Below are 20,812 nucleotides of genomic sequence, written 5' to 3'. Positions count from 1 at the left end.
GAATATGACGACTAAACCAGTATTGTTGACTGAAGCAGAAATCGAGCAGCTTCATCTTGAAGTGGGCCGTTCTAGCTTAATGGGCAAAACCATTGCAGCGAACGCGAAAGATCTAGAAGCATTCATGCGTTTACCTATTGATGTCCCAGGTCATGGTGAAGCTGGGGGTTACGAACATAACCGCCACAAGCAAAATTACACGTACATGAACCTAGCTGGTCGCATGTTCGTGATCACTAAAGAGCAAAAGTACGCTGACTTTGTTACAGAATTACTCGAAGAGTACGCAGACAAATATCTAACGTTTGATTATCACGTACAGAAAAACACCAACCCTACCGGTCGTTTGTTCCACCAAATCCTGAACGAACACTGCTGGTTAATGTTCTCAAGCTTAGCTTACTCTTGTGTTGCTTCGACACTGACACAAGAGCAGCGTGACAACATTGAGTCTCGCATTTTTGAACCCATGCTAGAAATGTTCACGGTTAAATACGCACACGATTTTGACCGTATCCATAACCACGGCATTTGGGCTGTTGCTGCTGTCGGTATCTGTGGTCTTGCTTTAGGCAAACGCGAGTACCTTGAGATGTCAGTGTACGGCATCGACCGTAACGATACTGGCGGTTTCCTAGCGCAAGTTTCTCAGCTATTTGCACCTTCTGGTTACTACATGGAAGGCCCTTACTACCACCGTTATGCGATTCGCCCAACGTGTGTGTTCGCTGAAGTGATTCACCGCCACATGCCTGAAGTAGATATCTATAACTACAAAGGTGGCGTGATTGGCAACACAGTACAAGCGATGCTTGCGACGGCTTACCCGAACGGTGAGTTCCCGGCTCTGAATGATGCTTCTCGTACAATGGGTATCACAGACATGGGTGTTCAGGTTGCCGTCAGTGTTTACAGCAAACATTACTCATCTGAAAACGGCGTTGACCAAAACATTCTTGGTATGGCGAAGATTCAAGACGCAGTATGGATGCACCCATGTGGTCTTGAGCTATCTAAAGCATACGAAGCCGCTTCTGCAGAGAAAGAAATCGGTATGCCTTTCTGGCCAAGTGTTGAATTGAATGAAGGCCCTCAAGGTCACAACGGCGCGCAAGGCTTTATCCGCATGCAGGACAAGAAAGGCGACGTTTCTCAACTTGTTATGAACTACGGCCAGCACGGCATGGGTCACGGCAACTTTGATACGCTGGGTATTTCTTTCTTCAACCGCGGTCAAGAAGTGCTACGTGAATACGGTTTCTGTCGTTGGGTTAACGTGGAGCCAAAATTCGGCGGCCGTTACCTAGACGAAAACAAATCTTACGCTCGTCAAACGATTGCTCACAACGCAGTCACGATTGATGAAAAATGTCAGAACAACTTTGACGTTGAACGTGCAGACGCTGTACACGGTTTACCTCACTTCTTTAAAGTAGAAGATGAGCAAATCAACGGCATGAGTGCATTTGCTAACGATCACTACCAAGGCTTTGACATGCAACGCAGCGTGTTCATGCTAAACCTTGAAGAGATAGAATCTCCGCTACTATTAGACCTTTACCGTTTAGATTCTGAAAAGGGCGGCGAAGGCGAGCATCAATACGATTACTCACACCAATATCAAGGTCAGATTGTTCGTACTAACTTTGAATACCAAGCAAACAAAGAGCTGAACACGCTAGGTGACGATTTCGGTTACCAACACCTATGGAACGTCGCAAGCGGTGAAGTGAAGGGCACAGCAACTGTAAGCTGGCTACAAAACAACACCTACTACACATGGCTAGGTGCAACGTCTAACGATAATGCTGAAGTGATCTTTACTCGCACTGGCGCTAACGACCCAAGCTTTAACCTACGTTCAGAGCCGGCGTTCATTCTACGCAGCAAGGGCGAAACAACACTGTTTGCTTCTGTTGTTGAAACGCACGGTTACTTTAACGAAGAGTTCGAGCAATCAGTTAATGCACGTGGTGTTGTGAAAGACATCAAAGTCGTGGCTCACACGAATATCGGTTCGGTAGTTGAGATCACCACAGAGAAATCAAACGTGACAGTGATGATCAGCAACCAACTTGGCGCGACTGACAACACTGAACACAAAGTAGAACTGAACGGCAAAGTATACAGCTGGAAAGGCTTCTACTCAGTCGAGACAACTTTACAAGAAACGAATTCAGAAGAACTTAGCACTGCAGGGCAGGGGAAATAATAATGAGCTATCAACCACTTTTACTTAACTTTGATGAAGCAGCTGAACTTCGTAAAGAACTTGGCAAGGATAGCCTATTAGGTAACGCACTGACTCGCGACATTAAACAAACTGACGCTTACATGGCGGAAGTTGGCATTGAAGTACCAGGTCACGGTGAAGGCGGCGGTTACGAGCACAACCGTCACAAGCAAAACTACATCCATATGGATCTAGCAGGTCGTTTGTTCCTTATCACTGAGGAAACAAAATACCGAGATTACATCGTTGATATGCTAACAGCGTACGCGACGGTGTACCCAACACTTGAAAGCAACGTAAGCCGTGACTCTAACCCTCCGGGTAAGCTGTTCCACCAAACGTTGAACGAGAACATGTGGATGCTTTACGCTTCTTGCGCGTACAGCTGCATCTACCACACGATCTCTGAAGAGCAAAAGCGTCTGATCGAAGACGATCTTCTTAAGCAAATGATCGAAATGTTCGTTGTGACTTACGCACACGACTTCGATATCGTACACAACCACGGTTTATGGGCAGTGGCTGCAGTAGGTATCTGTGGTTACGCAATTAACGATCAAGAGTCTGTAGACAAAGCGCTTTACGGCCTGAAACTAGACAAAGTCAGCGGCGGTTTCTTAGCGCAACTTGACCAACTGTTTTCGCCAGACGGCTACTACATGGAAGGTCCTTACTACCACCGTTTCTCGCTACGTCCAATCTACCTGTTTGCAGAGGCGATCGAACGTCGTCAGCCTGAAGTTGGTATCTATGAATTCAACGATTCAGTGATCAAGACAACGTCTTACTCTGTATTCAAAACGGCATTCCCAGACGGTACATTGCCAGCACTGAACGATTCATCGAAGACAATCTCTATCAACGATGAAGGCGTTATCATGGCAACGTCTGTGTGTTACCACCGTTACGAGCAGACTGAAACTCTGCTTGGTATGGCTAACCACCAACAAAACGTTTGGGTTCATGCTTCAGGTAAAACATTGTCTGACGCGGTTGATTCAGCAGACGACATCAAAGCATTCAACTGGGGTAGCCTGTTTGTAACCGACGGCCCTGAAGGCGAAAAAGGCGGCGTAAGCATCCTTCGTCACCGTGACGAGCAAGATGACGACACGATGGCGTTGATCTGGTTTGGTCAACACGGTTCTGATCACCAGTACCACTCTGCTCTAGACCACGGTCACTACGATGGCCTGCACCTAAGCGTATTCAACCGTGGCCACGAAGTGCTGCACGATTACGGCTTCGGTCGCTGGGTAAACGTTGAGCCTAAGTTTGGCGGTCGTTACATCCCAGAGAACAAGTCTTACTGTAAGCAGACGGTTGCTCACAACACGGTAACGGTTGATCAGAAAACGCAGAACAACTTCAACACAGCATTGGCTGAGTCTAAGTTTGGTCAGAAGCACTTCTTCGTAGCAGACGACCAGTCTCTACAAGGCATGAGCGGCACAATTTCTGAGTACTACACAGGCGTAGACATGCAACGCAGCGTGATTCTTGCTGAACTTCCTGAGTTCGAGAAGCCACTAGTGATCGATGTATACCGCATTGAAGCTGACGCTGAGCACCAGTACGACCTGCCCGTTCACCACTCTGGCCAGATCATCCGTACTGACTTCGATTACAACATGGAAAAAACGCTTAAGCCATTAGGTGAAGACAACGGTTACCAACATCTGTGGAACGTTGCTTCAGGCAAAGTGAACGAAGAAGGTTCTCTAGTAAGCTGGCTACATGACAGCAGCTACTACAGCCTAGTAACCAGCGCGAATGCGGGCAGTGAAGTGATTTTTGCTCGCACTGGTGCTAACGATCCAGACTTCAACCTTAAGAGTGAGCCTGCGTTCATCTTACGTCAGTCTGGTCAAAACCACGTGTTTGCTTCTGTACTAGAAACGCATGGTTATTTTAACGAGTCTATCGAAGCCTCTGTAGGCGCTCGTGGTCTAGTTAAATCAGTATCTGTTGTGGGCCATAACAGTGTCGGGACTGTTGTTCGCATTCAGACTACTTCTAGCAACACTTACCACTACGGTATCTCAAACCAAGCTGAAGACACGCAGCAAGCAACTCACACTGTTGAGTTCGCGGGTGAGACATACTCGTGGGAAGGATCATTTGCTCAACTGTAAATGATTAACATACATGCCGTTTAACGATGGCATGTATTGATGTGGTGCTTTGCGGGAACGAAGCATCACATTGAATTCAGTCGTGATTGCAAATCGTTCGTTGATACCAACAACGACTGAATACATCGGGAATAAGTCAAACCGAGTAACTCACTGTGAGTTGCTCGGTTTTTTTATGCGTGTAGAAAACAGAATCGAACGGTTTGCTAGACAGGAAAAGGAACAAACAGAGAACCTGATCCGCTGAGAATAAGCGATGCATACTTGTGTTTAGACTACAGTAACTGATAGGAATAAACGGTTAGGGAGTGAACCATGAAGTTAATGAAAGGGTTGGTATCAATACTTGCGGTGTCTTGTTCTACCTTTGTTTTTGCTAACGCTGCTTTAGCAAATGACGAGTCTGATAGCAGCGTCGAAACTGAGGAGTTCGTGCGCTATCAATATCAAGATAAGATCAGCTATGGGAAGTTAGATAAAGACTCTGTGTTGCCAATCAGTGGTGACATCTTCGGTGAATATGCAGTCGCAAAAACCTCGATTCCTCTTGAGTCAGTCGAAGTATTATTGCCTACCAAGCCTGAAAAGGTGTTTGCGGTCGGCATGAACTTCGCTAGTCACCTAGCATCACCTGCCGATGCGCCGCCACCTATGTTTCTTAAGCTTCCTTCTTCTTTAACCCTCACAGGCGAAGTGATTCAAGTGCCACCGAAAGCGAAGAACGTTCATTTTGAAGGCGAGCTGGTGGTTGTGATTGGTAAAGAGTTGAGCCGAGCCAGTGAAGAAGAGGCGGAACAAGCGATCTTTGGTGTCACTGTGGGTAACGATATTACAGAGAGAAGCTGGCAAGGCACGGATTTACAATGGTTACGAGCGAAAGCATCCGATGGCTTTGGCCCAATTGGTAATACGATTGTTCGTGGTGTCGATTATAACAACGTGCAACTGACCACACGCGTTAACGGCGAGGTTGTGCAGCAAGAAAATACGTCTTTCATGATTCACAAGCCTCGAAAAGTCGTCAGCTACTTGAGTCACTATTTTACTCTCAAGCCGGGCGATCTTATTTTTATGGGCACACCGGGCAGAACGTTTGCTTTATCCGATAAAGACCAAGTGAGTGTCACCATTGAAGGAGTAGGTACTGTCGTTAACGAAGTGCGGTTCTAAGTGTGAATTTGTCTGTAAAGTCTTAACAAACAAAAAGCCTACTCAGTGAGTAGGCTTTGATCTTATTACTAGCTAACCGTCTATTTGACGTTGTTTTTAGTATTTAGATAAGGGCTTTTCTTGCTTTGGCTGCCACCCATTCGGAGAAGATGACTGTCACTAGAATCGCACAGAAAATCACAGTCACTTGAGGCCATGCCAGCATTGCCATCGATTCTTGCAGTTTTAAGCCGATACCGCCAGCGCCCACCAAACCTAAGACGGTAGACTCTCGAATGTTGATGTCCCAACGGAACAAGCTCGTGCCGATGAAACTTGGCATCACTTGCGGAAGAATGCCGTAGTTCAATACTTGTAGTGGGGATGCCCCCGTCGATTGAATCGCTGACATCTGCGTGACGTTTACTTCTTCAATCGCTTCGTACATCAACTTAGCTACGAAGCCAATCGAGCGTAGCGCAATCGCGATAATACCGGCCAGTAACCCTGGGCCGATGATAGCCACTAACAGGAGTGCCCAAATTAATGAGTTGATTGAACGACTAGCCGCAATGATGAACAGTGCGATAGGCCTGATAAACGTTGTACTTGGCGTTGTGTTGCGTGCGGCTAAGAATGCAACTGGAAATGCCAGTACGATTCCTAACAGTGTGCCAAGTGTTGCGATGTTAATGGTGTCCCACAAAGGGCTCCAAAGTGACTCTAAATAGCTCCATCTTGGTGGCCACATACGTGACGAGATATCAGCAAGTTGATTCGGTGAGTCAGTCACAAAATACCAAATCGTGTCCTTGTTCATGACTTGCCATGCAAAAACCGTTAGCGCAACAAAGCAAAGCCAGCCAATCCAAAGCATTAGGCTCTGTTTACTGTCGTAACGCTGCCATTGGGTACGATTCATGGAGCTTGTAGAGGTGTCATTTAGCGTGCTCATTGGTCGCTCCTTACTGCACATGCTTGCGGATGATGGTCGATAGGTATTCACACAACATCACGATCACGATAATAATCAATAGTATAGCGGCCGCTGCACTGTATTCGTAACGGTCCATGGCGGTGTTCAATGTTGCGCCGATGCCCCCTGCGCCAACAATGCCAATCACAGCAGATTCACGAAAGTTGATGTCGAGTCGATACATCGAAAGCCCGATAAAGCGTGGCATTACCTGCGCTTGAATCGCATAGTTCACTTGTTGTAACCAACTTGCGCCAGTTGCGCGCATTGCGGTGAGTGGTGCTGGGTCGATGGCTTCAATTTCATCGGCAAACAATTTCGCGAGAAAGCCGATGGTTGCGAATGTCAGCGTGACAAAACCTGCAAACGTACCAAAGCCAAACAGAGCCACACACAGAATCGCAACGATGATCTCTTGTAAGCTACGAGCGATCGAAATAAACGCACGGCAGAATAGATAAACGGGAGTAGGGGCAAGGTTTTTGGCTGCGCCTAATCCGAATGGGATCGAGAGAATGACACCTGCCACGGTTGACGTGAGCGTCATGGTTAAGCTCTCAATCAAACCTTGTGAGATGTTGTTCCAACGTCCGCCAAAATCTGGGTTCATGAAAGCCAAAATGAACTGCCAGCCGCGTTCGCTGCCTTCGTAAATTCGAGTCCAGTTGACGTGTACCGATTGAGTCGCAAGGTATAAGTAAACCGCAACCATGATGATCAAACTCCAACGCAACCATGAGTTGGATATCAATGGCGGCTTTGTCCATTGTGTCGGGTATTGTTTGGGATTTTGTTGTGCTGAATTTAAATGTTGCTGAGTTTGAGTTTGAGTTTGAGTTTGAGCTTGATTTGGATATGGTTGAGTCATACTGTTGCCTCAGACAAGCGAGGGTTCATAATGATGAGATCCTCTTCCTCTTCTTCTGCTTGTTGGCTCCAATCTTCTTCACCGTAGATCTGTGTGAGTACGTCTTCGGTGAGCAAGTTTGGTTTGTCATCAAATACCACACAGCCAGCATTTAGGCCGACAACACGGTCGACAAACTGTTTCGCTAACTGAACATCGTGAATATTGATGATGGCTGGGAGTTGTTGTTCTGAACAAATTTCGCTGATCAATCGCATGATCTGGCGGGCAGTGCGTGGATCGAGCGCGGCCGTGGGTTCATCTATCAACAGTAATTTTGGTTTCTGAGCGAGTGCACGTGCGATACCTACGCGTTGGCGCTGGCCACCTGATAGGGCATCGGCTCTTTTATTGGCGTGCTCTAATAATCCAACGCGGTCGAGTAGCGCATAAGCGGCTTGGATATCTGATTCTGGGAAACGACGAGTAAAGCTTTGCCAGAAGTTTACGTATCCCAAACGCCCTGAAAGCACATTCTCCATAACCGTTAAGCGCTCAATCAATGCGTACTCTTGGAAAATCATCCCAATTTCACGTCGTGAATGTCTCAGTTGGCGCTTAGACAAGGTCTCTAGGTTAGTGTTGGAGAAGATAACTTCGCCGCTGGTAGGCTCGGTTAGTCGGTTAATACAGCGAATCAGCGTTGATTTACCCGCACCAGATGGGCCAATCAATCCAACGACTTCGCCGGCATTCACCGATAAGCTAACGTTGGTCAGAGCTTTATCAGAACTGGAGTAGTGCTTGGTAAGCCCTTTAAGGGTAAGAGTAGACATAGAATTCCTATAAGGACGGTGTACTAACAGTTCGCCTGAGGCAGAAATCGGAAGCAAACCGCTGAGAGTAGTGAGTAACTGCAGGCGCGTAAGCCTGCAGTTAGTTTTATCAATGTGTGATTGGCTTTTGTTCGGTTGAACTTAGCTACACGTGTAAGACACTTTATTAGCGGTATCGATAGTGCGGATCACTTCCCAGTGCTCTTGGTATGTGATCGGAACGAACTTCGCTTCACCGTTACGCTCAAATTCTTCTTGGAGCTTGGTGCCTTCCCAGTCGAAAGTGAAGAAGGCTTTTTGAATCTTCTCTTGAAGCTCTGGTGTTAGGTTGTGCGCTGTGCCGTAAGCCGTTGTTGGGAAGGTTTGTGACTTGTAGATACTCTTGATTTGACCTTCTTTCACGACTTCACGTGAAAGCATACGGTTCAATACTGAGTTAGCGACGGCTGCTGCGTCGTAATCTTTGTGTGCCACACCCAAAATTGAGTTGTCGTGAGCGCCAGAGAAAGCCGGTTTGAAATCACGCTCAGGTTGAAGCTGGTATTCAGCATCCAGAATCGCAGAAGGGGCTTTGAAACCAGAGTTTGACGTTTGCGATGTGAATGCTAGGTTTTTGCCTTTTAGGTCTTCAACCTTTTCGATGCCTGAGCCTGGGTGTGTGATGATTTCCATTTCGTAACCGAAAGAGCCATCTTCAGCCGCCATCATTGTGAATGGAGCAAAGCCAGCACAGTTAACTGCTAGAGGCGTTGAACCAGTGTTGAAACCTGCGATATGCAGACGACCTGAACGCATTGCTTCAATTTGAGCTGCGTTATTTTGTACAGGGAAGAAACGAACCGTTTTTTCCGTTGTTTTTTCAAGGTGGCTCAAAAACTCGCTCCACACATCAGCGTATACTGCTGGATCTTCAACTGGCGTGTAAGCAAAAATTAGCGTATTTGGATCCACCCATTGTGATTCATCTTGGGGTACATCGGCAACCAAGTTACCAGAGCGGTCTTCGTATCGCGTATCCATCGCTAATGCAGAACCAGAAAAAATCAGCGCAGCAGTAATAGCGCTTTTAAGCGTGAGATTTGTTTTTGTCGGTTTCATTATGTCAGTCCAATTGAGTGATTTGTTGGAAGGAAGTATAGGAATCGAGGATGACAGAACCGATGCTTTTTGATGACGGATTTATGAATGGTGTAACATAATGTTTCTAGCAGAGTAGAATTAGATACTTTCTAAGTGTTTGATTAGGAGAGTAAATTAATAGCCTGTGATTCGTTTGGATTTTACTCAATTGGCTGTAGGTTGAAATACTGTTATAGTGATCCTTAAATAATACATAAACATAACATATAAAATAAGTGAACTTATGGTTACCACTTTTAATTCAATTTCGGGCTCGAAGCGCAGCCTGCACGTGCAAGTAGCTCGTGAAATCGCTCGTGGAATCTTGTCTGGCGAACTGCCACAAGGTTCTATTATTCCTGGTGAAATGGCGTTGTGTGAACAGTTTGGTATCAGCCGAACGGCACTTCGTGAAGCAGTTAAACTATTGACCTCTAAAGGTCTGTTAGAGTCCCGCCCGAAAATCGGTACTCGTGTAGTCGACCGCGCATACTGGAACTTCCTTGATCCTCAACTGATTGAATGGATGGACGGTCTAACCGACGTAGACCAATTCTGTTCACAGTTCTTAGGTCTTCGCCGTGCGATTGAACCTGAAGCGTGTGCACTGGCGGCAAAATTTGCGACGGCTGAGCAACGTATCGAGCTTTCAGAGATCTTCCAAAAGATGGTCGAAGTGGATGAAGCTGAAGTGTTTGACCAAGAACGTTGGACAGATATTGATACTCGTTTCCATAGCTTGATCTTCAATGCGACAGGTAACGACTTCTATTTACCGTTCGGTAATATTCTGACTACGATGTTTGTTAACTTCATCGTGCATTCTTCTGAAGAGGGAAGCACATGTATCAATGAACACCGCAGAATCTATGAAGCTATCATGGCCGGTGATTGTGACAAGGCTAGAATTGCTTCTGCCGTTCACTTGCAAGATGCCAACCACCGTTTGGCTACAGCGTAGTAGAGATGAACAGCTTCACGTTCTGATAAACGATCTAAAAAGGTATGCCAAGTGCATGCCTTTTTTATTGTCTGTTTTTTACATAAATTGATTGTTTATTGTGTACTAAAAAGCCAGAGGCGTAGGTCCCTGGCTTTGATTTTTAACGTTATAGGTTTTAGGTCATAAGCTAAATGCTATGCCTTAATCGCTATCCTTTGAACAAGCAGTCAACTATGGACATTGTTCAGTTTCCTTTTGTTTCTGTTTCTTCTTCATTTTTAACGTTGAATAAACAGAGAATATAGCCAGCACGATAAACGCGAGTGCAATAGGGCGCTCATAAAGGAAAGACCAACTGCCATCGTACATCAGCAGCGATTTCCTCAGATTTGTTTCTGCCATTGGCCCTAAAATGATCGCAAGCAGAATTGGCGAAGACGGAATGTCCAGTTTAGTTAAGATAAAGCCCAATAGACCAAAACCGATCGCAATACCCACATCAAACATCGAGTTGTTAATCGCGTAAGCACCAACGATCGACAAGAAGACAATAATTGGGATCATGATGATCTTGGGTACTTCAATGATACGGCAGAAGAAACGAATACCCAGTAAACCAATCACTAGCATCACAAGATTAGCAACCAACATCGAGCTGAATACGCCATAAACCACTTCGGGGTTTTGGGCAAACAGCAGAGGCCCCGGTGTTAAACCTTGAACAATGAGTGCGCCTAAAAGAACCGCTGCCACAGCATCCCCCGGAACGCCAAGTGTTAACAATGGAACTAACGAACCACCCGTTACACCGTTGTTTCCAGATTCGGCTGCTGCTAGACCTCGTACTGATCCTTTACCAAACTCTTCGGGATTTTTCGATGAACGTTTTGCTTCGTTGTAACAAACGAATGCCGAAATATCAGCACCAGCACCCGGTACAGAACCGATGGTTGTTCCCATCAAACCACTTTTTATTGCGGTTGGTAGCATTTCTTTAAGGTCGCCTTTGCTCAATAATTTGTGGTCAAACTTCGGCGCGACGACTTTCTTTTCAGAGAACAGTTTCTCTAGTTGGTTTAATGCTTCAGATAGAGCAAACAAACCAATCAAAACAGGGATGACATTGATTCCGCTGTAGAGATCCATGATGTCAAAAGTAAACCTTGGCACACTGCTGATTGGGTCGAGCCCAACGGTAGAAACCAGTAGTCCAATCGTACCCGCAAGTAACCCTTTAAAGATGTTGTTCGAAGAAACACTCGCAATGATAGTTAAACCAAACAGAGCAAGTGCGAAGTACTCTGGTGCATTAAAACGCAACGCAAAGGTCGCCAGTTTAGGTGCAATGGCAATAAGGACGATCGTACTGAGTAACCCGCCAATAAATGAAGCAACTGCAGAGATACTTAATGCTCTTGCTGCTTGCCCTCTCACAGCCATGGTGTGGCCGTCGAGTACACTTGCTGCAGACGCTGGTGTCCCTGGTGTTTTAAGTAGTATTGCGGCAATAGAACCACCGTAAATGCCACCAATGTATACACCAATTAACATCACGAGGGCTGACGTCGGTTCCATGCCAAAGGTAAACGGAAGGAGAATCGCAACGCCCATCGTCGCCGTTAGACCGGGTAGTGCGCCTAAAATTACGCCGCCCAGTACACCAAAAACAAGGACAGGTAGCACTGCAAAACTCACAGCGGTTGCGAGACCATCGATTAGATATTCAAACATTATGACCTCCTATGACCAGGTTGCTTCAGGAAGCGCGATGTAGAACACCTCGCCAAACAAATAGTAAACCGCAAACACAAAGACAACGGCGACAACGTAGTAGATTGGCTTCTTAACTTTGAAGTAAACGAGGTAGAACATAAAGGCAATCAAACTCGCGTAAAGGTAGCCAACCACACTGATGAGTAATGCGTATCCAATAAGAAAGGCCACGCCGAAGATAGACATCTTGCTTATCATCGCTTCTTGTTGTTCTGGAACACCTTTGAGTTTGTGCTGAACGATGAGAACAATACAGATAGCAATTTGAGCAATCACAATCATCATTGGGAAGAATTTTGCATCAACACTTGCATCTTGATACATCGGACGATCAAACTGAGTAATCAACGCGAGTGCTATTGCGCTTAATATGATGATTATGGAAGGGAAAACGACATTCCGATTTAAGTTGGCGTTAGACATAGAATTTACCCCTAAAAAGTAAAGCAAGGGAAAGGTACATACCGATAAAAAAGGCACAACTGATCGTTGTGCCTCTGGATGAATGTTATTGAATTAGTTCAGTAAGCGATTTTGTATCTTCGGAAACGAACGTAGTGAAGGCTTTATCGTCAAGATTGTGGATAGTCATTGCGCCTTTTGCCATGAAAGACTTGAACTCTTCACTTGCCATTGCTTCATCAAATGCCGCACCTAGTTTCTCGATGACTGCATCCGGCGTATCTTTTGGAGCGCCGATACCACGCCATGTTCCTGTTACTACATCAATACCTTGCTCTTTCAAAGTAGGAACATCGGGAATGTACTGAATACGTTCTTCTGACATGACACCTAATGCTTTTAGTTGGCCTGAACGAAGTTGAGCGATAGCTTCACCCGGTGTCACCATGGTTACGTCTGTGTGGTGGCCTAGTACTGCAGGAATCGCTTCAGATGCACCGTTATAAGGGATAGCGTTGAGTTTAATATCTTGGTCTTTTTCAAGAGACATTAAGTAGAAGTTTGGCGCAGCGGTTGAAGCAAATTTCACGCTACCAGGTTTTTCTTTGGCTTCTTTAATCAGATCATTAATGGTGTTGTATGGGCTATCGGCTGCAACTAATACGACCGCTGGGTCGAGGTTTACTAAGCGAATGAGTCTAAAATCGTCTGCGGTATGGCGCATCAAACCCATTTGAGGGAGCGAAGCGATTTCACGAGTGACTACCGTCAACGTGTAACCATCAGCGCGCTGCTGAGCACCAAAGCTCATACCTACGGCGCCCGCACCACCCGTACGGTTCATGATTGAAATGTTTTGTCCTAGAATGTCTTTCGCACTATTTGCAAGGGTGCGGCCAACTGCATCTGTACCGCCGCCCGCGCCAAATGGGACAACTAAGCGAATGTTTTTGCTCGGGTAGTCTGCTGCAATCGACGTTGCCGAAACAAGTATGCCAGCTGCCAGCATGATGGATTTTAATAATTTACTCATAGTAAGTTCCTTCTGTTTCTAATTATTAGCGATATGTTTTTGTAGGGTTTTCTGCTTTTTCTGTTTGGTATTCGTGCATTGCTAGCTGTTCAATAGCTACCGCTATCCAGCCACTGATCAGCATGTCATACCATTGTTGTACGCCACTGCAGGCAACAACCACGTTTCCGTAAACAAACGAACCATAAAACAGTAAGTCTTCGTCACGTAATGAAGATGGGTGTTGAGAATGAAGTGTTAGATTGCTTGTCGATTCTCGCCATGCTTGCTGAGCTTTCTTACGAGCAAGGTGATCAAACTTGATAGTCCAGTTATCAGGGGTTCCTAAAGACTCTTCATAAAGAATGGCGTCTTCGAAAGAGGCTTCCCAAGGCTTGAGGTGTGGATTCATAACGACAATATGCAGTTCTTTTCTATTGGTTCTTTCAAACAGTTTGTCGATAGAGGGTTTAACGATATCGATAGCGTCTTGAGTGATATCTTTCATTGAGCGCATGCCACATGTCCTTATGTCTGGTTAGGTATATAGAATATTGTATGACAATAATTCTTCAATTAACGAAAGCTTGGAAGCGCGGAGCGATCACAACCGGAAGTCTTCTAACTAGACTTCGATCTTGTTTTAACCGTATTGTTTCGGAAATAGTGTGATTCTGGTCTTTTTTTAAGCTGGATATAAATACACAAAGACCCAGTTTTATTTTGGCTGATTTTTTAGATATGAGTTCACCATCATATGGTCACCGTTCTGTTTATTCATATGGGCGAAAATTTTGGCGTGATAATAAGCACCCAATAAAACAATGGGAGACATACGAACATGTTAGCGAGCTAATCTGTTTGTTTTTAGGAAGCGTGTTGCACTGTTTTGGTTCAATTATTTTTCCATTTTTCTTTAGCTATTCGGGTTGCTCAATACCCTCTATTCTTTGCACGTTCTCTTTATCACTCCCAGAGACAGCATCTTAAATTTCCTCTCTTAACTCATCAGGAAATGGTTGAAATAGTCATTCGATTGAGGTGATTTCTCATCCATTTATATTTAGATCTAAAGATAAGAGCACTACACAAATTTAAATTGAATTCTAATGATATTACCCGCTCGATTTTGATAAAAACACTGGTTTATTGTGTGATGAATGATGTGGGTTTGGTCACGGATTCTCTTTTATTATTTTTGAGGTCTTTATGTTTATATGTGTTTGGTTGTATTTGTTAATAAGTGTGCAAAGTCTTACTTTTATTTTAAGTTGTTGTTTTTAATTATTAATTTATTTTGAGTGTTTGACCTTTTGGGTTTTACCTAAAACTCTAACAATTTCCTTAATGGATTAGCCATATTCCATCCTATGTCATATATATAATTAACTTAATCAATCAAAATAAGATCACCATCACTTATTTGGATTATTGTACTACAAATAAAGAGTCGAATTTCCTATAGTCCTCATAACAAATTAAAACGGACAAAGGATACACGATGGAACTCAACACGATTATTGTCGGCATTTATTTCCTATTCTTGATTGCGATAGGTTGGATGTTTAGAACATTTACAAGTACTACTAGTGACTACTTCCGCGGGGGCGGTAACATGTTGTGGTGGATGGTTGGTGCAACCGCCTTTATGACCCAGTTTAGTGCATGGACATTCACCGGTGCAGCAGGTAAAGCGTATAACGATGGTTTCGCTGTAGCGGTCATCTTCGTAGCCAACGCATTTGGTTACTTCATGAACTACGCGTACTTCGCGCCGAAATTCCGTCAACTTCGCGTTGTTACGGTAATCGAAGCGATTCGTATGCGTTTTGGTGCGACCAACGAACAAGTATTCACTTGGTCTTCAATGCCGAACTCAGTGGTATCTGCGGGTGTTTGGTTAAACGCATTGGCAATCATCGCTTCGGGTATCTTCGGTTTCGACATGAACATGACTATCTGGGTGACTGGCCTAGTGGTATTGGCAATGTCGGTAACGGGTGGTTCATGGGCGGTAAACGCATCTGACTTCATGCAGATGGTTATCATCATGGCGGTAACGGTAACTTGTGCGGTTGTAGCGGTTGTTCAAGGTGGCGGTGTTGGTGAGATTGTTAACAACTTCCCAGTACAAGATGGTGGTTCGTTCCTTTGGGGCAACAACATCAACTACCTAAGCATCTTTACGATTTGGGCATTCTTCATCTTCGTTAAGCAGTTCTCAATCACGAACAACATGCTTAACTCATACCGTTACCTAGCAGCAAAAGATTCAAAGAATGCTAAGAAAGCTGCATTGCTTGCTTGTGTGTTGATGTTGTGTGGTGTGTTTATTTGGTTCATGCCTTCTTGGTTCATTGCAGGCCAAGGTGTTGATTTATCCGCGGCTTACCCGAATGCAGGTAAAAAAGCGGGTGACTTTGCTTACCTATACTTCGTACAAGAGTACATGCCAGCAGGTATGGTTGGTCTTCTAGTTGCCGCGATGTTTGCAGCGACAATGTCTTCAATGGACTCAGGTCTAAACCGTAACTCAGGTATTTTTGTTAAGAACTTCTACGAAACAATCGTTCGTAAAGGTCAAGCATCAGAGAAAGAGCTAGTAACCGTATCTAAAATTACTTCAGCGGTATTTGGCTTCGCTATTATCCTTATCGCACAGTTCATCAACTCGCTTAAAGGTTTGAGCCTGTTTGATACGATGATGTACGTAGGTGCGTTAATCGGTTTCCCTATGACGATTCCTGCATTCCTTGGTTTCTTCATCAAGAAGACTCCGGACTGGGCTGGTTGGGGTACGCTAGTTGTTGGTGGTATCGTATCTTATGTGGTTGGTTTTGTTATCGACGCAGAGATGGTAGCAGCGGCGTTTGGTCTTGATACTCTAACAGGACGTGAATGGTCTGATGTTAAAGTTGCGATTGGTCTCATTGCTCACATCACGCTAACCGGTGGCTTCTTCGTACTATCTACGATGTTCTACAAGCCTCTCTCAAAAGAACGTCAAGCGGATGTTGATAAGTTCTTTGGCAACTTAGATACACCATTAGTAGCTGAATCGGCAGAGCAAAAAGTGTTGGATAACAAACAACGTCAAATGCTTGGTAAGCTTATCGCAGTAGCGGGTGTTGGTATTATGCTGATGGCTCTTCTGACTAACCCAATGTGGGGACGCCTAGTCTTCATCTTATGTGGTGTGATAGTTGGTGGTGTCGGTGTTCTACTTGTGAAAGCGGTCGATGACGGCGGCAAGCAAGCTAAAGTTGTAACTGAAAGCTAATATATAACGAACACTTAGATAGAATGCGACGACTCGAAAGGGCGTCGCATTTTTTGCTTGGCGAAGCGAGTAAACGTGTCAGCCTTACAACATCAGACCTAAATCACGAAAACTGTAAAAAATTGTACGATTGAATCGAAATACATTCAATTGTCCTACAATAAGACGTATATTATTGCTAATTACTTTCAATCAACTTGAAAAATAAGTGAGTTAGAATGAGCGACCAAAAATCTCTTGATGCAATCAGGAAGATGAAGCTGGAAAACGATACTTCAGCAGGTAATCTTGTAGACCTACTCCCTATCGAAGTTCAAACACGTGACTTCGACCTATCATTCCTAGACACCTTGAGCGAAGCACGTCCGCGTCTTCTCGTTCAAGCTGATCAGCTAGAAGAATTCAAAGCAAAAGTGAAAGCTGATCAAGCTCACTGTATGTTTGATGATTTCTACAACAACTCTACCGTTAAGTTCCTTGAGACTGCTCCTTTCGAAGAGCCTCAAGCGTACCCAGCTGAGACGGTAGGTAAAGCTTCTTTATGGCGTCCTTATTGGCGTCAAATGTACGTTGATTGCCAAATGGCACTGAACGCGACACGTAACCTAGCGATTGCTGGTGTTGTAAAAGAAGACGAAGCGCTCATTGCGAAAGCAAAAGCTTGGACTCTAAAACTGTCTACGTACGATCCAGAAGGCGTGACTTCTCGTGGCTATAACGATGAAGCGGCTTTCCGTGTTATCGCTGCTATGGCTTGGGGTTACGACTGGCTACACGGCTACTTCACAGATGAAGAACGCCAGCAAGTTCAAGATGCTTTGATTGAGCGTCTAGACGAAATCATGCACCACCTGAAAGTGACGGTTGATCTATTGAACAACCCACTAAACAGCCACGGTGTTCGTTCTATCTCTTCTGCTATCATCCCAACGTGTATCGCGCTTTACCACGATCACCCGAAAGCAGGCGAGTACATTGCATACGCGCTAGAATACTACGCAGTACATTACCCACCATGGGGCGGTGTAGACGGCGGTTGGGCTGAAGGTCCTGATTACTGGAACACGCAAACTGCATTCCTAGGCGAAGCATTCGACCTATTGAAAGCATACTGTGGTGTAGACATGTTTAACAAAACATTCTACGAAAACACAGGTGATTTCCCGCTTTACTGCATGCCTGTTCACTCTAAGCGCGCGAGCTTCTGTGACCAGTCTTCAATCGGTGATTTCCCAGGTCTAAAACTGGCTTACAACATCAAGCATTACGCAGGTGTTAACCAGAAGCCTGAGTACGTTTGGTACTACAACCAACTGAAAGGCCGTGATACTGAAGCACACACTAAATTCTACAACTTCGGTTGGTGGGACTTCGGTTATGACGATCTTCGTTTTAACTTCCTTTGGGATGCACCTGAAGAGAAAGCCCCATCGAACGATCCATTGTTGAAAGTATTCCCAATCACGGGTTGGGCTGCATTCCACAACAAGATGACTGAGCGTGATAACCATATTCACATGGTATTCAAATGTTCTCCGTTTGGCTCAATCAGCCACTCTCACGGTGACCAAAACGCATTTACGCTTCACGCATTTGGTGAAACGCTAGCGTCAGTAACAGGTTACTACGGTGGTTTCGGTGTTGATATGCACACGAAATGGCGTCGTCAAACGTTCTCTAAAAACCTTCCACTATTTGGCGGTAAAGGTCAGTACGGCGAGAACAAGAACACAGGCTACGAAAACCACCAAGATCGCTTCTGTATCGAAGCGGGCGGCACTATCTCTGACTTTGACACAGAATCTGATGTGAAGATGGTTGAAGGTGATGCAACGGCATCTTACAAGTACTTCGTTCCTGAAATCGAATCTTACAAGCGTAAAGTCTGGTTCGTTCAAGGTAAAGTCTTCGTAATGCAAGACAAGGCAACGCTTTCTGAAGAGAAAGACATGACTTGGCTAATGCACACAACTTTCGCAAACGAAGTGGCAGACAAGTCTTTCACTATCCGTGGCGAAGTTGCGCACCTAGACGTAAACTTCATCAACGAGTCTGCTGATAACATCACGTCAGTTAAGAACGTTGAAGGTTTTGGCGAAGTTGACCCATACGAGTTCAAAGATCTTGAGATCCACCGTCACGTTGAAGTGGAATTCAAGCCATCGAAAGAGCACAACATCCTGACGCTTCTTGTTCCTAATAAGAACGAAGGCGAGCAAGTTGAAGTGTCTCACAAGCTTGAAGGCAACACGCTACTGCTAAATGTTGACGGTGAAACGGTTTCAATCGAACTGTAATTCGCTGAAGTAACAGAAGCTAGATATTAAAAACTCCGAGTGAAAGCTCGGAGTTTTTTTGTTTGGCTAGCCAATTAAGTTGGAGTTGGATAAGTCAGTTAAGTTGGATAAGTGGCAAACCCATCAGGTTGCAAGAAAACTTAATTGGTCAGAGATAAATAGCTTCTCGATGCCAAGTCAGTGGCCCAGGGCTAAATCTGGACACTGATACACACAAAGACCGGGCATGTACTTAGCCACTATGCTGAATGAAATGTGCAGGAGTCGTATACGAGACTCGCATGTGTCGCTTTGTTAGAAGAGTAGGGCGCAACACCTGTTTCCTAAAAACTGATATGACTTACTTTTCCGTGAACAGCCTAATCACTGGCTGAGTAAGGGAGTAGTGAACTATACATAGATAAAGGCGTAGCTTGTTCTTACTAATCGTATGACATTTAACGTATGTTATTTCATCAATAGACAGTTTTTAAAGTGGCAAATAGTTCCTGTAAGTACAAAGCGTGCCCCATATTTTCTCGTAAAGTGAACCCCCGTCACAACTTGCGTCTAACCATCAAATCAATGCCCTAAAACTATTGCGTAACGAGAAAGACGTCGTTATTATAATGAGCATATAATCATACAATACTATATTTGGAGTTTGAACATGACTAAACCTGTAATCGGTTTCATTGGCCTAGGCCTTATGGGCGGCAACATGGTTGAAAACCTACAAAAGCGCGGCTACCACGTAAACGTAATGGATCTAAGCGCTGAAGCTGTTGCTCGCGTTACAGATCGCGGCAACGCAACTGCATTCACTTCTGCTAAAGAACTAGCTGCTGCAAGTGACATCGTTCAGTTTTGTCTGACAACTTCTGCTGTTGTTGAAAAAATCGTTTACGGCGAAGACGGCGTTCTAGCGGGCATCAAAGAAGGCGCAGTACTAGTAGACTTCGGTACTTCTATCCCTGCTTCTACTAAGAAAATCGGCGCAGCTCTTGCTGAAAAAGGCGCGGGCATGATCGACGCACCTCTAGGTCGTACTCCTGCACACGCTAAAGATGGTCTTCTGAACATCATGGCTGCTGGCGACATGGAAACTTTCAACAAAGTTAAACCTGTTCTTGAAGAGCAAGGCGAAAACGTATTCCACCTAGGCGCTCTAGGTTCTGGTCACGTGACTAAGCTTGTAAACAACTTCATGGGTATGACAACTGTTGCGACTATGTCTCAAGCTTTCGCTGTTGCTCAACGCGCTGGTGTTGATGGCCAACAACTGTTTGACATCATGTCTGCAGGTCCATCTAACTCTCCGTTCATGCAATTCTGTAAGTTCTACGCAGTAGACGGCGAAGAGAAGCTAGGTTTCTCTGTTGCTAACGCAAACAAAGACCTTGGTTACTTCCTTGCTCTTTGTGAAGAGCTAGGTACTGAGTCTCTAATCGCTCAAGGTACTGCAACAAGCCTACAAGCTGCTGTAGATGCTGGCATGGGTAACAACGACGTACCAGTAATCTTCGACTACTTCGCTAAACTAGAGAAGTAATCGACGTACGACCTCGCTAGGGTATTGCCTGTCTTTTTAGGCGGCGATACCTCAGCGAGGTTCGTTTTTATCTGCCATATCCAACCTTTGTTCCCTCGTTAAAATCTTCTACTTCTACTTCTACTTCCTCAGCTACACCTAATCAAAACTCTGTTACTGCCTCAATTCCTATTTTTTTCTATATCTATATCTATATCTATTTCTAACGGCAAATTCAAAGCCTTCTAGCACCCACTCGTTCACTTACTTTTCTACGCAAACTTAAAACCAGTGCACTTA

The 20,812-nt window shown here is 44.9% G+C and carries 15 protein-coding genes; 7 read left to right on the top strand and 8 right to left on the bottom strand.

Annotation, left to right across the window (positions count from 1 at the left end; all coding sequences use genetic code 11):
• Window positions 1-4 precede the first annotated feature (4 nt).
• The 3 genes from OCU90_RS10345 (at window position 5) to OCU90_RS10335 (ending at window position 5,538) form a co-directional block, all read left to right on the top strand.
• Entirely contained in the window at window positions 5-2,212 is a 2,208-nt protein-coding gene (locus OCU90_RS10345) for a heparinase II/III domain-containing protein (protein ID WP_061021546.1), read from the top strand.
• Between the two features lie 2 nt (window positions 2,213-2,214).
• Window positions 2,215-4,368, top strand: coding sequence for a heparinase II/III domain-containing protein (locus OCU90_RS10340; RefSeq protein WP_061021543.1), 2,154 nt, complete (start codon window positions 2,215-2,217; stop codon window positions 4,366-4,368).
• A 315-nt stretch (window positions 4,369-4,683) separates the two neighbouring features.
• Window positions 4,684-5,538, top strand: coding sequence for a fumarylacetoacetate hydrolase family protein (locus tag OCU90_RS10335; protein WP_061021541.1), 855 nt, complete (start codon window positions 4,684-4,686; stop codon window positions 5,536-5,538).
• Window positions 5,539-5,641: 103 nt separating this feature from the next.
• Here the strand turns inward: OCU90_RS10335 and phnE (OCU90_RS10330) are convergent, their stop codons facing one another.
• The 4 genes from phnE (OCU90_RS10330) to phnD all read right to left on the bottom strand — a co-directional run bounded on the left by phnE (OCU90_RS10330) (window position 5,642) and on the right by phnD (window position 9,274).
• A complete protein-coding gene (gene phnE / locus OCU90_RS10330; protein ID WP_198595879.1) occupies window positions 5,642-6,472 on the bottom strand; it encodes a phosphonate ABC transporter, permease protein PhnE in 831 nt (276 codons plus the stop codon).
• 10 nt (window positions 6,473-6,482) lie between these two features.
• Window positions 6,483-7,361 (bottom strand): phosphonate ABC transporter, permease protein PhnE, encoded by an 879-nt coding sequence (gene phnE / locus OCU90_RS10325; protein WP_240513403.1) that lies wholly within the window; start codon window positions 7,359-7,361, stop codon window positions 6,483-6,485.
• A complete protein-coding gene (gene phnC, locus OCU90_RS10320; protein ID WP_061021539.1) occupies window positions 7,358-8,176 on the bottom strand; it encodes a phosphonate ABC transporter ATP-binding protein in 819 nt (272 codons plus the stop codon). The genes phnE (OCU90_RS10325) and phnC overlap by 4 nt, the downstream gene beginning before the upstream one ends.
• Before the next feature lie 141 nt (window positions 8,177-8,317).
• Complete coding sequence (gene phnD / locus OCU90_RS10315; RefSeq protein ID WP_061021537.1) at window positions 8,318-9,274, bottom strand: phosphate/phosphite/phosphonate ABC transporter substrate-binding protein; 957 nt, start codon at window positions 9,272-9,274, stop codon at window positions 8,318-8,320.
• Between the two features lie 265 nt (window positions 9,275-9,539).
• Here phnD and OCU90_RS10310 point away from each other — a divergent pair, with 265 nt between their 5' ends.
• A complete protein-coding gene (locus OCU90_RS10310; protein WP_017110878.1) occupies window positions 9,540-10,256 on the top strand; it encodes a FadR/GntR family transcriptional regulator in 717 nt (238 codons plus the stop codon).
• Between the two features lie 213 nt (window positions 10,257-10,469).
• On the opposite strand, the gene OCU90_RS10305 is transcribed toward OCU90_RS10310, so the two are convergent.
• The 4 genes from OCU90_RS10305 to OCU90_RS10290 all read right to left on the bottom strand — a co-directional run bounded on the left by OCU90_RS10305 (window position 10,470) and on the right by OCU90_RS10290 (window position 13,942).
• Complete coding sequence (locus OCU90_RS10305) at window positions 10,470-11,969, bottom strand: tripartite tricarboxylate transporter permease (RefSeq protein ID WP_061021535.1); 1,500 nt, start codon at window positions 11,967-11,969, stop codon at window positions 10,470-10,472.
• Between the two features lie 9 nt (window positions 11,970-11,978).
• Window positions 11,979-12,434, bottom strand: a complete 456-nt coding sequence (locus OCU90_RS10300) for a tripartite tricarboxylate transporter TctB family protein (RefSeq protein WP_029222392.1) — start codon at window positions 12,432-12,434, stop codon at window positions 11,979-11,981.
• A gap of 85 nt (window positions 12,435-12,519) precedes the next feature.
• Window positions 12,520-13,446, bottom strand: coding sequence for a tripartite tricarboxylate transporter substrate binding protein (locus tag OCU90_RS10295; protein ID WP_017077172.1), 927 nt, complete (start codon window positions 13,444-13,446; stop codon window positions 12,520-12,522).
• Window positions 13,447-13,471: 25 nt separating this feature from the next.
• The gene (locus OCU90_RS10290) at window positions 13,472-13,942 is read right to left on the bottom strand and encodes a hypothetical protein (protein ID WP_017080997.1); all 471 of its coding nucleotides are present in this window, start codon (window positions 13,940-13,942) and stop codon (window positions 13,472-13,474) included.
• Between the two features lie 984 nt (window positions 13,943-14,926).
• On the opposite strand from OCU90_RS10290, the gene OCU90_RS10285 reads away from it, so the two are divergent.
• The 3 genes from OCU90_RS10285 (at window position 14,927) to OCU90_RS10275 (ending at window position 20,533) form a co-directional block, all read left to right on the top strand.
• Window positions 14,927-16,705 (top strand): sodium:solute symporter family transporter, encoded by a 1,779-nt coding sequence (locus tag OCU90_RS10285; RefSeq protein ID WP_061021534.1) that lies wholly within the window; start codon window positions 14,927-14,929, stop codon window positions 16,703-16,705.
• A 218-nt stretch (window positions 16,706-16,923) separates the two neighbouring features.
• The gene (locus tag OCU90_RS10280) at window positions 16,924-19,002 is read left to right on the top strand and encodes a DUF4962 domain-containing protein (protein WP_017077170.1); all 2,079 of its coding nucleotides are present in this window, start codon (window positions 16,924-16,926) and stop codon (window positions 19,000-19,002) included.
• 649 nt (window positions 19,003-19,651) lie between these two features.
• Window positions 19,652-20,533, top strand: coding sequence for an NAD(P)-dependent oxidoreductase (locus tag OCU90_RS10275; protein WP_004733521.1), 882 nt, complete (start codon window positions 19,652-19,654; stop codon window positions 20,531-20,533).
• Window positions 20,534-20,812: the final 279 nt, after the last annotated feature.

It is taken from the genome of Vibrio splendidus (assembly GCF_024347615.1).
Lineage (GTDB): Bacteria > Pseudomonadota > Gammaproteobacteria > Enterobacterales > Vibrionaceae > Vibrio > Vibrio splendidus.
The sequence above is the reverse complement of the archived record's forward strand: the minus strand, read 5'-3'. Positions and strand labels throughout refer to the sequence as shown.

What these genes read in the sequence shown, in the direction of transcription:
- phnD (WP_061021537.1), bottom strand. Translation starts at nt 9,274, where the DNA reads ATGAAACCGACAAAAACAAATCTCACGCTTAAAAGCGCTATTACTGCT.
- OCU90_RS10335 (WP_061021541.1), top strand. Translation starts at nt 4,684, where the DNA reads ATGAAGTTAATGAAAGGGTTGGTATCAATACTTGCGGTGTCTTGTTCT.
- phnC (WP_061021539.1), bottom strand. Translation starts at nt 8,176, where the DNA reads ATGTCTACTCTTACCCTTAAAGGGCTTACCAAGCACTACTCCAGTTCT.
- OCU90_RS10275 (WP_004733521.1), top strand. Translation starts at nt 19,652, where the DNA reads ATGACTAAACCTGTAATCGGTTTCATTGGCCTAGGCCTTATGGGCGGC.
- OCU90_RS10300 (WP_029222392.1), bottom strand. Translation starts at nt 12,434, where the DNA reads ATGTCTAACGCCAACTTAAATCGGAATGTCGTTTTCCCTTCCATAATC.
- phnE (WP_198595879.1), bottom strand. Translation starts at nt 6,472, where the DNA reads ATGAGCACGCTAAATGACACCTCTACAAGCTCCATGAATCGTACCCAA.
- OCU90_RS10310 (WP_017110878.1), top strand. Translation starts at nt 9,540, where the DNA reads ATGGTTACCACTTTTAATTCAATTTCGGGCTCGAAGCGCAGCCTGCAC.
- OCU90_RS10340 (WP_061021543.1), top strand. Translation starts at nt 2,215, where the DNA reads ATGAGCTATCAACCACTTTTACTTAACTTTGATGAAGCAGCTGAACTT.
- OCU90_RS10295 (WP_017077172.1), bottom strand. Translation starts at nt 13,446, where the DNA reads ATGAGTAAATTATTAAAATCCATCATGCTGGCAGCTGGCATACTTGTT.
- OCU90_RS10345 (WP_061021546.1), top strand. Translation starts at nt 5, where the DNA reads ATGACGACTAAACCAGTATTGTTGACTGAAGCAGAAATCGAGCAGCTT.
- phnE (WP_240513403.1), bottom strand. Translation starts at nt 7,361, where the DNA reads ATGACTCAACCATATCCAAATCAAGCTCAAACTCAAACTCAAACTCAA.
- OCU90_RS10305 (WP_061021535.1), bottom strand. Translation starts at nt 11,969, where the DNA reads ATGTTTGAATATCTAATCGATGGTCTCGCAACCGCTGTGAGTTTTGCA.
- OCU90_RS10280 (WP_017077170.1), top strand. Translation starts at nt 16,924, where the DNA reads ATGAGCGACCAAAAATCTCTTGATGCAATCAGGAAGATGAAGCTGGAA.
- OCU90_RS10285 (WP_061021534.1), top strand. Translation starts at nt 14,927, where the DNA reads ATGGAACTCAACACGATTATTGTCGGCATTTATTTCCTATTCTTGATT.
- OCU90_RS10290 (WP_017080997.1), bottom strand. Translation starts at nt 13,942, where the DNA reads ATGCGCTCAATGAAAGATATCACTCAAGACGCTATCGATATCGTTAAA.